16 protein-coding genes are annotated in these 13,092 nt (G+C 73.3%); 14 read left to right on the top strand and 2 right to left on the bottom strand.

Annotated elements, in window-relative coordinates:
• Positions 1 to 29 precede the first annotated feature (29 nt).
• From ACIQUC_RS10480 to ACIQUC_RS10510, 7 genes are all read left to right on the top strand, one after another.
• On the top strand, positions 30 to 185 hold the full coding sequence (locus ACIQUC_RS10480; RefSeq protein WP_022905515.1) for a hypothetical protein: 156 nt from the start codon (positions 30 to 32) through the stop codon (positions 183 to 185).
• 248 nt (positions 186 to 433) lie between these two features.
• A complete protein-coding gene (locus ACIQUC_RS10485) occupies positions 434 to 1,165 on the top strand; it encodes a class I SAM-dependent methyltransferase (protein WP_402266472.1) in 732 nt (243 codons plus the stop codon).
• Positions 1,162 to 2,970 carry an alpha/beta fold hydrolase gene (locus tag ACIQUC_RS10490; RefSeq protein WP_402266475.1) on the top strand — a complete coding sequence of 603 codons (1,809 nt, stop codon included), beginning with the start codon at positions 1,162 to 1,164 and terminating at the stop codon, positions 2,968 to 2,970. Before ACIQUC_RS10485 ends, ACIQUC_RS10490 begins: the two co-directional genes overlap by 4 nt.
• Positions 2,967 to 3,569, top strand: a complete 603-nt coding sequence (locus ACIQUC_RS10495) for a hypothetical protein (RefSeq protein ID WP_022905512.1) — start codon at positions 2,967 to 2,969, stop codon at positions 3,567 to 3,569. The genes ACIQUC_RS10490 and ACIQUC_RS10495 overlap by 4 nt, the downstream gene beginning before the upstream one ends.
• A complete protein-coding gene (locus tag ACIQUC_RS10500; RefSeq protein WP_022905510.1) occupies positions 3,566 to 3,733 on the top strand; it encodes a hypothetical protein in 168 nt (55 codons plus the stop codon). The genes ACIQUC_RS10495 and ACIQUC_RS10500 overlap by 4 nt, the downstream gene beginning before the upstream one ends.
• 71 nt (positions 3,734 to 3,804) lie before the next feature.
• Positions 3,805 to 3,963 (top strand): hypothetical protein, encoded by a 159-nt coding sequence (locus ACIQUC_RS10505; protein ID WP_156794815.1) that lies wholly within the window; start codon positions 3,805 to 3,807, stop codon positions 3,961 to 3,963.
• Between the two features lie 30 nt (positions 3,964 to 3,993).
• Positions 3,994 to 4,158: a hypothetical protein gene (locus ACIQUC_RS10510; protein ID WP_156794816.1), complete on the top strand. Its 165-nt coding sequence runs from the start codon at positions 3,994 to 3,996 to the stop codon at positions 4,156 to 4,158.
• Between the two features lie 148 nt (positions 4,159 to 4,306).
• On the opposite strand, the gene ACIQUC_RS10515 is transcribed toward ACIQUC_RS10510, so the two are convergent.
• Positions 4,307 to 4,669, bottom strand: coding sequence for a hypothetical protein (locus tag ACIQUC_RS10515; protein WP_402266480.1), 363 nt, complete (start codon positions 4,667 to 4,669; stop codon positions 4,307 to 4,309).
• A gap of 267 nt (positions 4,670 to 4,936) precedes the next feature.
• Here ACIQUC_RS10515 and trpS point away from each other — a divergent pair, with 267 nt between their 5' ends.
• Positions 4,937 to 5,977, top strand: coding sequence for a tryptophan--tRNA ligase (trpS, locus tag ACIQUC_RS10520; RefSeq protein ID WP_402266483.1), 1,041 nt, complete (start codon positions 4,937 to 4,939; stop codon positions 5,975 to 5,977).
• Here the strand turns inward: trpS and ACIQUC_RS10525 are convergent.
• Positions 5,958 to 6,779, bottom strand: coding sequence for a shikimate 5-dehydrogenase (locus ACIQUC_RS10525; RefSeq protein ID WP_402266486.1), 822 nt, complete (start codon positions 6,777 to 6,779; stop codon positions 5,958 to 5,960). The genes trpS and ACIQUC_RS10525 overlap by 20 nt on opposite strands.
• 134 nt (positions 6,780 to 6,913) lie before the next feature.
• Between ACIQUC_RS10525 and ACIQUC_RS10530 the strand changes: the two genes are divergently transcribed.
• The 6 genes from ACIQUC_RS10530 (at position 6,914) to ACIQUC_RS10555 (ending at position 13,078) form a co-directional block, all read left to right on the top strand.
• Positions 6,914 to 7,105: a PspC domain-containing protein gene (locus ACIQUC_RS10530; protein ID WP_022905505.1), complete on the top strand. Its 192-nt coding sequence runs from the start codon at positions 6,914 to 6,916 to the stop codon at positions 7,103 to 7,105.
• A gap of 34 nt (positions 7,106 to 7,139) precedes the next feature.
• A complete protein-coding gene (locus ACIQUC_RS10535) occupies positions 7,140 to 8,513 on the top strand; it encodes an L-serine ammonia-lyase (protein ID WP_402266489.1) in 1,374 nt (457 codons plus the stop codon).
• 18 nt (positions 8,514 to 8,531) lie between these two features.
• Entirely contained in the window at positions 8,532 to 8,762 is a 231-nt protein-coding gene (locus ACIQUC_RS10540) for a hypothetical protein (RefSeq protein WP_402266492.1), read from the top strand.
• A gap of 62 nt (positions 8,763 to 8,824) precedes the next feature.
• Complete coding sequence (locus ACIQUC_RS10545) at positions 8,825 to 10,510, top strand: bifunctional 3'-5' exonuclease/DNA polymerase (RefSeq protein ID WP_402266495.1); 1,686 nt, start codon at positions 8,825 to 8,827, stop codon at positions 10,508 to 10,510.
• A 122-nt stretch (positions 10,511 to 10,632) separates the two neighbouring features.
• Positions 10,633 to 11,439 (top strand): phosphatase PAP2 family protein, encoded by an 807-nt coding sequence (locus ACIQUC_RS10550; RefSeq protein WP_402266498.1) that lies wholly within the window; start codon positions 10,633 to 10,635, stop codon positions 11,437 to 11,439.
• A 10-nt stretch (positions 11,440 to 11,449) separates the two neighbouring features.
• Positions 11,450 to 13,078, top strand: a complete 1,629-nt coding sequence (locus tag ACIQUC_RS10555; RefSeq protein WP_402266501.1) for a protein kinase — start codon at positions 11,450 to 11,452, stop codon at positions 13,076 to 13,078.
• Positions 13,079 to 13,092 lie beyond the last annotated feature (14 nt).

A 13,092-nucleotide genomic window follows, 5' to 3' on the forward strand; every position in this document is an offset into this window, starting at 1 on the left:
GGGCCCGCACCGCGCCTCCCGTCCGTCCTGTGGTCGCCTCGGGCGAGATCCGGTGCGGACACGACGAGGACCTGTACCTGCGCACCCGGAGCGAGTACGTCACCATCGGTCCGACGTCCGGGGACTCGACCGTCGGCTGGTACGCGGCCACCTACAGCGACCTCGCGGCGACAGCCGCCGACTGACCGCGGGGCCGGGGTACGCGCGGGTCCGCCGCGTGCCCGACCAACCCGATCCGGTGCCCACCCGCCTGCTTCCCCGAGCTGGTGCGGTTCGACGCGGCGCACGCGCCGAGGCGGGATGCCCACCGGACCTGGCGAACGCCTCCGAGCAGCCTGAGCGATCGTCGGGACTCGCGTGACTGAGCGGACGTACAGGCCTAGCGTCCCTCGGTGTCGGGCCGAGGGAGCCCGACGCCGAGGGGGGTCGGGTCGTGCAGCACACGTACGGACAGCAGTTCGCGGAGATCTACGACGACGTCTTCCCGCCGGACCCGGGCCTCGTCGAGGTGCTCGCTTCCAGCGCACCGGCGACGGCGCTCGAGCTCGGCGTGGGGACCGGTCGCGTGGCGATCCCGCTCGCGCAGCGGGGCATCAGCGTCACCGGCGTCGACCTGTCCGCCGAGATGCTCGACCGGTGCCGCGACGGCGCCGACGAGGCCGGCGTCGACCTCGACCTGGTGCAGGGCTCGATGACCGACCTCCGCCTCGGACAGCGGTTCGACCTGGTCTTCTGCGTCTGCGCGTCCATCTCGATACTGCTGACCCGCGAGCACCAGCGCGAGACGCTCGCCACCGCGCGGGACCACCTCGCCGACGGTGGCCGCTTGGTCGTCGAGACGCACAACCCGGACGCGGTGCTCGGCCTGCACGGCGGACGTCGTCGTGAGACCTGGTTCGTCCCGTACCCTGGCGTCGGCCGTGGTCTGCAGACCTACGCGACCCTGGACGAGCCGACCGGACTCTGGCAGGTCAGTCACCTGTGGCACGACGGCGGACGGACGACCATCGGGAACGAGGTGAGCCTCCTCACACCGGTCGAGGTCCTGACCGGCCTCGGTACGGAGCTCGGGCTCGCGGTGCGCTCCGTGACGGGCGACCGGGACGGCGGTCCGGTGACACCGGAGTCCCCCACGTACACGGTGGAGTTCGAGGTGGCGTCGTGATCGGGTTCGTGGACCGGGTCGTCCGCGGTGTCGTCGACCGGTCGGCCGACCGCGGGAACGTGCTCGCCGCGACCGAGCGGGCCTCCGCGCTCGTGGTGCTGATGGGGAGTCTCGAGCACCTCGCGAACGCGGACAACCGCCGGACGGGCGGCCTGAACGACTGGACCCTGCTGCGGGGCTCCGCGCTCGTCCGCAACGAGCGACTGCGCCGCGTGCTGGACCGCGTCTACCGGCCCCGGGTGGTGACCGCGATGCACGGGCTCCGGGTGGCCGCCGCCCTCGTCCACCTGTCCCCGGTCCGCGACCGACGCGTCCGCGCCGCGGCGTCCGCCGTCACGGTGCTCACCGGCTACGCACTCGGGCCACTGCACCACAACGGCGGCGACGGCAGCGACCAGGCGGCGTTCTTCACGCAGGCGCTGTCGGGTGTTGCCCGGGCCTCCCGACGACCCGCGACGGTGGACACCGCGCTGTGGGCGGTCGCGAGCCAGGCGACGCTGTCGTACCTCGTCTCGGGGTGGGTGAAGCTGATGGGTGAGCCCTGGCGGAACGGCTCGGCGCTGCTCGGGGTGATGCGCACGCGGACCTACGGTTCGGAGCGGGTGTGGCGGGTCCTGCGCGACCGGCCGGCACTGGCCCGGGTGGGCGAGGTCGCCACACTCGTCCTCGAGTGCGCGTTCCCGATCGTGTTCGTGCTCGGCCCGCGGATGCGCGTGGCGTACCTCGGCGCGATCGCCGGGATGCACCTCACCATCGCCGCGACCATGGGACTCGGTCGGTTCCTCCCAGCGTTCCTCGCACTGCAGCCCGCGGTGCTCTACGTCACCGCAGACCGCCGATCGGTCGTACCGCGTCGTCACGACGGGTTCCCGTGGGTCCTCGGCGTGATCGGGGCCGCGGTCGGGACGCAGGCTGTGGTCCGGCAGGTCGTGGACGCCCGGCGCAGTCGACGTCCCCGCGCCGGGCAGACCGTGGTCGAGACGCCCGCCGGATCGCGCCTGGCCGTGCGGTACCGGCCGGCAACCTCGGGGCCGGGGGCACCCCTGGTGGTGTTCGAGAACTCGCTCGTCGCGGTCCAGGAGTACTGGGACCCGATCATCGCGGAGCTCGGCGGCGACGTCGCCACGCTGACGTACGACCGTCCCGGGACCGGGGCGAGCACGGCACCAGGCGCGACGCTCGCCACCTACGCGGAGGACCTCCGCTTCCTCGTCGGCCGCCACGCCGGGGACGGACCACTCTGGCTCGTCGGGCACTCGTTCGGCGGGCACCTGCTCCGACGCCACGCGGCCGAGCTCGGGCGCGACGTCGCCGGGGTGGTCCTCCTCGACCCGACCACCGGTTTCGTGGACCGACCCGACGAGGACGTCCTGACCGCCGTCCGGTCGCTCACGGACGGCTTCCCGCTGATGGAGTGGTCCCTCCGGACCGGCTGGGGATGGCTGCTCGACGCCACGACCTGGGCGATCCCCGCACGCCAGGGGCGGACCGACGACCTGAGCCCCGTGTACCGGAACGCCCGGCTCTGGCGCACCGGCCGTGCGGAGTGGCAGGCGGCGGAGCCGGACCTCGTCGCCGACCGACCCGGACGCCGCATCCCCGAGGGTGCCGACGTGCTCGTCGTCACGGCGAGCACGAGCGACGAACTCCAACCGGCGGTGAGCGCCGCGCACGAACGCGTCGCGCACGAGCACGACGGCCGCCGCGAGGTCGTGCGGTCCACCCACGACGGCCTGCTCGTCCACCCCGCACCGGTCCGACGGGTCGGTGCACTCGTCCGCGAGGCGATCGGGGTGGACCGATGAGCCGCCGTGGAGACGGTCCGGCACTGCCCCTCGCGATCGGCCTCGCGCTCTGGATCATCGCGACGGTCATCGGCCAGCACCCGAACCGTCGGTTCGACCGGGTCCGGCAGGTCGACACCGCCGCGCTGCTCATCCCGAACTGGCGCTTCTTCGCACCGATCCCCGCCTCGATGGACTTCGAGCTGCTGTACCGGTACCGGCAGGACGACGTGGTCAGCGAGTGGACGCGGACCAAGGACGTCGCAGCACGCCGGCTCCGGCACATGCTGTGGTTCCCGGACCGGCGGGTCGACAAGGGCCTGTTCGACGTGGTCGGACGGTTCTTGGTGGCAGCGGAACAGCTGCCGGACGGGTACGAGACGGGCGCCGACTACCGCGCGCTGCTCGCCTTCGTCCGCCGCGTCGTCGCCGCGCAGACCGGTGGCCGCGCCGATGCCGTCCAGTTCGCGATCGTCCGCACGGGCGGCCACGACGACACCGTGCCCGTCGAGGAGCTCTTCGCATCCCGACGGGAACCCATGCACGACGGGGACGGCCCCCGTCGGCAGCCGGACGCCGCCTCCGCAGCGTCCGCACGACCGAAGGAGGAGACCAGATGAACGCCAACACACGGACCGCGCTGTGGTTCGCAGCACCCGTCGTGCTCATCGCCATCGCGGTGGCGATACTCCTGTTCGACCTGCCCGGCTTCGCGTGGCTGTCGGTCCTGGTCGTGCTCGGCATCGCAGCCGCAGTCTTCGTCGTCTCGGCACGACGAGAGTGACCTCGGCCCCCCGGGCCGGGAACCGGGCCCAGCGCCCGACCATCACCATCGCAGAACGGAAGGAATCCAGCATGACCACCATCGCCGACATCGCGTTCGACAGCGACCGCGGGCAGCGGTTCGCACCGGAGCAGCCCCTCGCCGCGACCCCGCTCGCAGCGCTCGCCGCCACCTCGGTCTTCACGGGTGCGGTCGCCGCGTACGCGGTCGAAGAGGCCGTCGGGAACTGATCACCAGGACATCGAGGAAGGAAGCAGCGCATGCAGCAGACACGACAGCTCGACGCCGTCCCGTTCGACAGTGACGAGGCGACCACGTTCCGTGGCCTCCGTCCCGTCGCGGCCACCCCGGCAGCGGTGGCCTGGGCCGGCGCCGTCGTGGCGGCGGCCGGGGTCGGTGCCGCCATCGGGGACGCCGTCGACTGACCCAGCCGCGTGACGGCGCCGGTGGGCGCCGTGTGCGGGCAGGACGGGAGGCGCGGTGCCGGTGGGTACCGTGCCTTCCGTCGTGGACGGTGCACGATCAGGGCGCGGCGCGGGTGCAGCTCGGTGCGGGGTTCGGGTGTGCTCCGCGCTACGGCCGGGTGTCGACGAGCGCGACGAAGCGGCTGCCGATGCCCTCGACCTCGTGCCGGGTGAAGCCCGAGGCGGGGTCCGGCGCCTGGTAGGGCTCGTGGTAGTCGCACATCAGATGGTCCCAGTCGGGCCACCACTTCTTCGGACGGGCCTCCTCGGAGTAGCCGCACACGACGCACTCGAGCCGCGTCCAGACCTTCTTCGTGCCGGTGCGGTTCGCCCGGGACTGCACGAGCCAGGCGGGCGGGTCCTGCTCGATCGCGGTGAGCTCGGCCTCGCTGAGGCGTGCGGGGATCCCGTGTCGGGTCGCCATCTCGAGGGGGATGTCGAGCCGGACGGCGGCGTCACGTCGGGAGAGCATCCGACCAGCGTAGGCGACCCCGGCACCCGTGGCGGGGTCGTGCCGGGCGCTGGACGGTGGACGGCGCCGAGGGGTGTCGCTCCGGATGGGACCGCGCTACGATCCGCTGCATGCGTACACGTCGTTCTTCGTGGTGGCTGCGGTAGCAGCCTCATGACGCATGGTCGCGGGCTGCACGGCAGCTCGTAGACCCGCAGGACCGTCGTGCAGCCCTTTCTCTCGAGAGGGCAACTCCAGTGGACACCTTCACCGCCACACAAGCACCGCATGCACGACCTCGACGCGCGGATCCGCGCCCGACCCGATCGGTTCCGCGTCCTGACCGGCGAACGGCCGACCGGTCGCCTGCACCTCGGGCACTACTTCGGCACGATCGCCGAACGGGTCGCGCTGCAGGGGCGCGGCGTCGAGACCTTCCTCGTGCTCGCCGACTACCAGGTCATCACCGACCGGGACACCGCCGGCGACGTCGCCTCGAACGTGCACGAGGCGGTGCTCGACTACCTCGCGGCCGGACTCGACCCGGATGCGACGACGATCTTCACGCACTCCTCGGTGCCGGCGCTCAACCAGTTGCTGCTGCCGTTCCTGAGCCTCGTCACGGAGGCGGAGCTGCACCGCAACCCGACCGTGAAGGCCGAGCTCCAGGCCTCCGGTCGCACGCTCAGCGGGCTGATGCTCACCTACCCGGTCCACCAGGCCGCCGACATCCTGTTCTGCAAGGGCAACCTCGTCCCGGTGGGCAAGGACAACCTGCCGCACGTCGAGATGACCAGGACGATCGCGCGGCGGTTCAACGACCGGTTCGGCGAGGTGTTCCCGGAGCCGGAGCCCCTCGTCACGACGTCCCCGGAGGTGCCGGGGGTCGACGGGCGGAAGATGAGCAAGAGCTACGGCAACGCCATCGCGCTCGGCATGACCGAGGACGAGACGGCGGCGGTGGTGCGACGGGCACGGACGGACAGCGACCGGCACATCACCTTCGATCCGGAGCGTCGTCCGGGGATCGCAGCGCTCCTCACGACGGCGGCGCTCTGCACGGGCACGACCCCGGAGGAACTGGCGGACGAGATCGGCTCAGCGGGCGCGGCGGCGGTGAAGCGTGTCGCGGTCGAGGCGGTCAACGAGCGCTTCGCCGCGCACCGACGCCGTCGCGCCGAACTCGCACGCGACCCGTCGGTCGTCACCGCGGTGCTGGCCGCCGGCAACCGTCGGGCGAACGAGATCGCCGAGGTGACCCTCGACGAGGTCCGCTCCCGCATGGGCATGCGGTACACCGACCAGCCGATCACGCCTCCCGGCGACTGAACTCGCTCGCCCGTCGGACCTGGTCGTCGGTCAGCGCGACGCCGGTGTACCGCTCGAACTGGCGTGCGGCCTGCAGAGCGATCACCTCGGCGCCGGTGACGACCTGCTTGTCGGCAGCGCGCCCGGCGCGGACGAGCGGGGTCTCGGACGGGAACGCGACCACGTCGAACACGGTCGTCGCGGCGTCGACGCGGTCCTGGTCGAAGGCGAGCGTGTCCTGCTGGTCGCCACGCATCCCGAGGGGTGTGACGTTCACGAGGACGTCGGCGTCCGGCGCGTCCCGCTCGTCGGCGACCCACTCGTAGCCGTACTGCGCGGCGAGGGCGGGTCCGGCCTGCTCGTTGCGGGCGAGGACGGTGAGGCGGTCGAAGCCCGCGCCGCGGAACGCCGCGGTGACCGCCTTGGCCATCCCGCCCGAGCCACGCAGGAGCACGCTCCGGCCGGGGTCGACCGCGTGCGAGGCGAGCAGCGACGCCACCGCTTCGTAGTCGGTGTTGGACGCGGTGAGCACGCCGTCGTCGTTCACCACGGTGTTGATCGACTCGATGGCGGCCGCGGAGTCCTCGACGACGTCGACGAGGGGGATGATCGCCTCCTTGAAGGGCATCGACACCGAGCAGCCGCGGATCCCGAGCGCCCGGATGCCCGTGACGGCGCCCGGCAGGTCGGTCGTGGTGAACGCCTTGTAGACGAACTCGAGCCCGAGTTCGTCGTAGAGGAAGTTGTGGAACCGGGTGCCGATGTTGCTCGGTCGCGCGGCGAGCGAGATGCAGACCTGCATGTCCTTGTTGAGGATGGGCATGCCGTCAGTCTCCCATGTCCACGGGGATGGAGCGGTCCACCTCCGAGTGCTATGCAGGGGTGGGGTTGTCCCCACCTCGGATCGGGGTGTCCCCCGGGTGCGATGCCGGGCGGAACCTCCGTAGCGTCGAGGCCATGACCACACTCATCCGCCCTCGCACGGGCCGTCTCCTCGCCGGGGTCTGCGCCGGCATCGCCGACCGCTTCGGCTGGTCCCGCACCCTCGTCCGCGTCGCCTGGGTGATCCTGAGCTTCTTCCCCGGGCCGCTCTGGATCGCCTACGTCGTCCTCTGGATCCTCATGCCGAACCAGGGCTCGCGTCGCTGATCGCCCACCCGTCCGGACGGGTTAGTGTGGCGGGATGCCGGTCTCCGTCTTCGACCTGTTCAGCATCGGGATCGGTCCGTCGAGTTCCCACACCGTCGGGCCGATGCGGGCCGGGCGCGCGTTCGCGTCCCGCCTGGCCGGAACCCCGGTCGCGTCGGTCGCCGTCGACCTGTACGGCTCGCTGGCGTCGACGGGCCAGGGCCACGGGACGCTCGGTGCGGTCGTCGCCGGTCTGATGGGCTCCGACCCCGAGACCGTCGACCCCGATGCCATGGGCGCGTCGCTCGCCGAGCTCGAGGACACCGGTCGGCTGCGGCTCGCCGGCGGCGCGACCGTCCCGTTCCGGCTGGCGGACATCGTCCTGCACCCCCTGACGATGCTGCCCCGCCACCCCAACGCGATGCGCCTCCGGGCCACCGACGCCTCGGGCGCGGTCCTCGCCGAGGAGACCTACTACTCGATCGGTGGCGGCTTCATCACGAACGACTCCGAGGGTGACGTCGCCGAGGCCGCCATCCCCGTCGACGACGCCGTGCCGTTCCCGTTCTCGAGCGGCGCCGAGCTCCTCGCGGCGTGCGCGGCGAACGGGTTGCCGGTCAGTGGGATCGCGCTCGCCAACGAGACCGCCACGCGCAGCACCGAGGACGTCCGGGCCGGCCTCCTGCGCATCCACGACGTCATGGAGTCCTGCGTCGAGCGGTCCGTCGCGCGCTCCGGGACGCTCCCTGGCGGGCTCACCGTGCGCCGCCGTGCCGCGAACTGGTTCGAGCAGCTCACCGCCGACGACCCCGAGCACGACCCGCTCTTCGCGATGGAGTGGGTGAACCTCATGGCGATGGCCGTCAACGAGGAGAACGCCACGGGCGGCCGGGTCGTCACGGCGCCGACGAACGGGGCTGCCGGCATCATCCCCGCCGTCCTGTACTACGCCCTCACCTACGTCCCGACGGTGACCGCGGAAAACCGCGACGACACCGTCGTGCGCTTCCTGCTGACCGCCGGCGCCGTCGGCTCGATCTACAAGGAACGGGCCTCGATCTCCGGCGCCGAGGTCGGCTGCCAGGGCGAGGTCGGGTCGGCGGCCTCGATGGCCGCCGCCGGGCTCGCCGAGGTGCTCGGCGGGACGCCCGAGCAGGTCGAGAACGCCGCCGAGATCGCGATGGAGCACAACCTCGGGCTCACCTGCGACCCGATCGGCGGACTCGTGCAGATCCCGTGCATCGAGCGGAACGCGATCGCGGCGAACAAGGCGATCAACGCGGCGCGGATGGCGCTCCGGGGCGACGGCGTGCACCACGTGTCCCTCGACCAGGTCGTCGAGACGATGCGCCAGACCGGGGCCGACATGTCCACGAAGTACAAGGAGACCGCGATGGGCGGGCTCGCGGTGAACGTCCCGCTCTGCTGACCGCGTACGGTCGGCTCCATGACGAAGCCCGACCGTGACCACCTCGACGACGGAGTCGACATGTCCTTCGAAGCCCGCCGGCAGGACACCCTCCGACGCATGTCGGGCTCCGACGAGCACGACTCCGAACCACGCGTCGAGGTGTCCCGCGCCGACGACGGCGACGTCCGCATCGACGTCGCCGACACCGCCGCCGTGCGTCCCGGTGACGCGGCCGGCCGGGACCGCCGCCGCGACCCCGAGCAGTGACACCGGCAGCCACCGCACCGACCGTGTGAGGCACTGACGGTGGCGCACGGCATGATCGTTCCGTGCACCTCGTCCTCCACCGCGCCGACGGTGGCGTCCTCGCGACGCCCCTGACCGACGCGGGGACCGCCGACGGCGAGCCGATCCGCGTGGACGAGCCGCGCCTCCCGGCCTTCGTCGCGGCCCGCGACGCACCCGACGTGCGCTGGGTGTGGGACGACACCGCGCGCTGGTACCCGGCCGTGCTCCGAGCGGGCGGCCGTGTCGGCCGGTGCATCGACCTCCGGCTCTGCCGACGCATCCTGCGGTCCGCGCTCGCGACGCGGGGCACCGCGCTCGCCGCGGCGCCGGCAGACGGGTGGGACGCACCCGTCCAGGAGGCGCGGGTCGCCCGACCGACGCACGCCCGGCTCTTCGACGACGCGCTCTTCGACGTGTCGCCTCCCGACGACGCGCTCGACCCGGTGGCGGAGCTGCGCGCGCAGCTCGACGCGGTCGCGTCGTCCACCGCGCCCGGCGCGCTGCGACTCCTGGTGACGGCGGAGTCGGCGGGTGCGCTCGTCGCGGCGGAGATGCTCCACGCCGGACTGCCGTGGCGTGCGGACGTGCACGAACGCCTGCTCGAGGACGCCCTCGGCCCGCGGGTGCCGTACGGGGTGCGGCCGCGACGACTCGAGGAGATCGCGGCCGTCGTGCGGGACCGGGTGGGGGACCCGTCGCTCAACCCGGACTCACCCGCCGACGTGCTGAAGGCCCTCCGTCGGGCCGGCCTGATGGTCACGAGCACGCGGAAGTGGGAGCTGCAGGAGATCGAGCACCCGGTCATCGAACCGCTGCTCGAGTACAAGCGGCTCGCCCGGTTGCTGACCGCGAACGGCTGGACCTGGCTCGACGAGTGGGTGCAGGACGGTCGTTTCCACCCGAAGTACCTCGTCGGCGGGGTCGTGACGGGGCGCTGGGCCGCCGACGGCGGGGGAGCGATGCAGCTGCCGAAGGGGATCCGTGCCGCCGTGGTCGCCGACGACGGCTGGAAGCTCGTGGTGGCCGACGCGGCACAGCTGGAACCCCGGGTGCTCGCGGCGATGTCCGGCGACCGGGCGATGGCGACGGCCGGGGACGGGCGCGACCTGTACGACGGCGTCGTGGCGTCCGGTGCGGTCGAGACCCGGCAGCAGGCCAAGGGCGCGATGCTCGGCGCGATGTACGGGGCGACCCAGGGCGAGGGCGGGCGGCTCGTCCCGCGGCTCGAGCGGGCGTTCCCGGCCGCCCTCGGACTCGTCAGCCGGGCGGCCCGGGCGGGGGAGCGAGGTGAGGCCGTGACGACCCTGCTCGGCCGGACGTCCCCGGTGCCGGACGCCGCCTGGTTCGAGGCGCGGAACCAGGCGTACACGGTCGAGGGGACGCCGGCGATGCAGCGCGCGGTCGAGTCACGGGCGCGGAGCTGGGGCCGGTTCACCCGGAACTTCATCGTGCAGGGGACGGCGGCCGAGTGGGCGCTCGCGTGGATGGGGTCGCTGCGCTCGCGGCTCGCCGAACGCTTCCCGGGGCCGGTGACGGACGGCCCGCACCTGGTGTTCTTCGTGCACGACGAGATCGTCGTGCACACCCCGGCCGAGCACGCCGAGTGGGTGGCCGAGCAGGTGCGGGCCGCGGCGGCCGATGCCGGGCGGCTGCTGTTCCGCGACTTCCCGGTGGTGTTCCCGCTGTCGGTGGCGGTCGTCGACGACTACGGCGCGGCGAAGGACTGACCCGCGACGGCGTGCGGGACCGGGTGCCCGGGCCCAGGTGCCCGGTCCCGTGCCCGGTGTCCGGCGCCGGTCGCCGCGGCGTGCACCGCACCTGCACACCCGGGTTCGGGCAGGGTGGGTCGATGCAGACCGATCACCCGGAGGCGCCCGACGAACGCGTCGGCACCGTCGACCTCACGACGTGGCGCACCCGTGCCGGACGGGCGACGGCGGCCGGCTGGGCAGCGCTCGGCCACCGCTGGGGCGCCCTCCCGCTGCTCGTGGTCACCCTCGCGATCGGCATCGGGGTGGCCGTCACCGCGACCTGGGTGGCGTCCGAGGTCTACGACGCGGTGCGCGAGGCGGACGACGTCGCCGTGCTCGACCGGCCCGTCCTCGACTGGATGCTGACGCTGCGGTCGCCGACGGCCGACACCCTCGTGACCTGGTGGACGGACGTCGCCGGCACGATCGGGATGCCGATCGTCGCCCTGGGGTTCCTCGTCGGGTTCACGATCCAGCGTCGTGCGTGGACGCCGGTGGTGCTGCTCGTGGCGGCCTCCGGCGGGTCGCTGCTGATGACGGTCGCGGGCAAGGACCTCATCGGCCGCGCCCGACCGCCGCTCGCCGACGCCGTCCCGCCGTACGAGCACTCGCCGTCGTTCCCGTCCGGGCACACGCTCAACGCCACGGTCATCGTCGGGACGATCGTCTACCTGCTGCTGCTCCGGCAGTCGAAGCTCGTGACCCGGGTGTGGACGATCGTCGCGGGCACGGCGTTCGTCGTCTCGGTCGGCATCTCGCGCGTGTTCCTCGGGCACCACTGGCTCACCGACGTGCTGGCGGCGTGGGCGCTCGGGCTCGCCTGGCTCGCCCTGGTCATCACGGCGCACCGGTTCTACCTGACGGCACTCCGCCGAGGTGCGCCACCCGTCAGGTCGCCCCGGTAGGTTGCCCCGCATGGAAGAACGGGTCTTCGGCGGTCGGTACCGCGTCACGGGAACGCTCGGGCACGGCGGCATGGCGTCCGTCTACCGGGCGGTCGACGAGCAGCTCGGCCGCGAGGTGGCGGTCAAGGTCTTCCGCATCGGGGCGGTCGACCACGGCGAACGTGCCCGTGCCGAGGCGGAGATCCAGACGCTGGCGGCGCTCCGCAGCCCGGCGCTCGTGACCCTCTACGACGCGGCGCTCGACGACGTCGACGGCGACTCGTACCTCGTGATGGAGCTGGTCCCGGGCAGCGACCTCGCGACCCGACTGCGCGAGGGACCGCTCGACCGGTCGACCGCCGCGGGCGTCGGGGCGCAGGTCGCAGACGGCCTCGCAGCGGCGCACGCGCAGGGCATCGTGCACCGTGACGTCAAGCCCGCGAACGTGCTGCTCGAGAGTGACGGCGTGCACGTCAAGCTCGCCGACTTCGGCATCGCCCTGCTGCGGGACGGCGCCCGGGCCACCCAGACCGGCACGGTGATGGGCACGGCGGCGTACATCGCGCCGGAGCAGGTCCTCGCGCAGCCGATCACGGGCAAGGCCGACGTCTACGCGCTCGGGCTGATGCTCCTCGAGAGCCTGACCGGCCGCCAGCCGTTCCCGGGCAGCGCGGTCGAGTCCGCGACCGCGCGCCTGACCCGTGGCCCGGAGATCGACCAGCACCTGCCCACCGCGTGGCGCACGCTGCTGCACGTCATGACCGCGCAGGACCCGTCGGAGCGACCCTCCGCCGCCGAGGCTGCGCAGCGACTCCGCGCGCTCGGCCACGACGACGCCGCGCCGGCCACGCAGCTGCTGCCCGGCGGTCCCGGGACCGTCACGCCCGCGGCGGCTGCCGGCGCGGCCGCCGCCGGTGCCGCCGCAGCCGGAGCGGCCGGGGCAGCACGCGCCGACGAGGCGACGCAGGCCATGCCGGCGCCGGGCGCCTCCGGGAACGACGCGGCGACGCGCGCGATGCCGACCGCGTCCCCGGGTGCCGAGGACGCGACCCGCGTGATGGACACGCACCGCCCGAGCGCCGCCGACGACGTCGCGACCACCGTGCTCGGCGCGCAGGCGTCCCGCGGCGCCACCGGTGCGTCGGCCGCCGGTGGTCGGCCCGGCGGTCCGGCCCCGACCCCCTCGGCAGCGGCAGCGGACGACCGACCCCGTCGTCGGCGCGGCGCGATCATCGCGGCCGTGGTGGTCGTCGTGCTCGTGCTCGCCGGCATCGTCGTGGCCGTGGTCGCCCTGGGTGGTGACGACGGGTCGACGCCGGCCCCGACCGAGTCGAGCTCGTCGTCGACGGACGACCAGCAGCCGTCCCAGCCGGCCGAACAGCCCTCCGAACCCGCGGACCAACCGTCGGAGCCCGCCGAGCAACCCTCCGAACCGGCCGAGCAGCCGTCCGAACCGGCCGAGCAGCCGTCCGAGCCCGCGCAGCCGAGCGACCCGGCCGACGAGCCGTCGGTGGGGCCGGAGCCGTCGGCCCCGGCGAGCAAACCCGTCCAGGCACCGCAGGACGGCGCGGACCCGGCCGTCGACACGAGCGGACCCGGGAACACCGGGAACACCGGACCGGGGAACTCCGGCAACGCTCCCGGTCACGACAAGGGCTGACACGCCGGGGGTTC

Origin of the sequence: Curtobacterium sp. NPDC098951 (genome assembly GCF_044759965.1) — a bacterium.
GTDB lineage: Bacteria > Actinomycetota > Actinomycetes > Actinomycetales > Microbacteriaceae > Curtobacterium.

Excerpts from the sequence above, each read along its gene's own strand:
- ACIQUC_RS10555 (WP_402266501.1), top strand. The coding sequence starts at position 11,450 with ATGGAAGAACGGGTCTTCGGCGGTCGGTACCGCGTCACGGGAACGCTC.
- ACIQUC_RS10510 (WP_156794816.1), top strand. The coding sequence starts at position 3,994 with ATGCAGCAGACACGACAGCTCGACGCCGTCCCGTTCGACAGTGACGAG.
- ACIQUC_RS10550 (WP_402266498.1), top strand. The coding sequence starts at position 10,633 with ATGCAGACCGATCACCCGGAGGCGCCCGACGAACGCGTCGGCACCGTC.
- trpS (WP_402266483.1), top strand. The coding sequence starts at position 4,937 with ATGCACGACCTCGACGCGCGGATCCGCGCCCGACCCGATCGGTTCCGC.
- ACIQUC_RS10495 (WP_022905512.1), top strand. The coding sequence starts at position 2,967 with ATGAGCCGCCGTGGAGACGGTCCGGCACTGCCCCTCGCGATCGGCCTC.
- ACIQUC_RS10540 (WP_402266492.1), top strand. The coding sequence starts at position 8,532 with ATGACGAAGCCCGACCGTGACCACCTCGACGACGGAGTCGACATGTCC.
- ACIQUC_RS10535 (WP_402266489.1), top strand. The coding sequence starts at position 7,140 with ATGCCGGTCTCCGTCTTCGACCTGTTCAGCATCGGGATCGGTCCGTCG.
- ACIQUC_RS10500 (WP_022905510.1), top strand. The coding sequence starts at position 3,566 with ATGAACGCCAACACACGGACCGCGCTGTGGTTCGCAGCACCCGTCGTG.
- ACIQUC_RS10530 (WP_022905505.1), top strand. The coding sequence starts at position 6,914 with ATGACCACACTCATCCGCCCTCGCACGGGCCGTCTCCTCGCCGGGGTC.
- ACIQUC_RS10515 (WP_402266480.1), bottom strand. The coding sequence starts at position 4,669 with ATGCTCTCCCGACGTGACGCCGCCGTCCGGCTCGACATCCCCCTCGAG.
- ACIQUC_RS10525 (WP_402266486.1), bottom strand. The coding sequence starts at position 6,779 with ATGCCCATCCTCAACAAGGACATGCAGGTCTGCATCTCGCTCGCCGCG.
- ACIQUC_RS10505 (WP_156794815.1), top strand. The coding sequence starts at position 3,805 with ATGACCACCATCGCCGACATCGCGTTCGACAGCGACCGCGGGCAGCGG.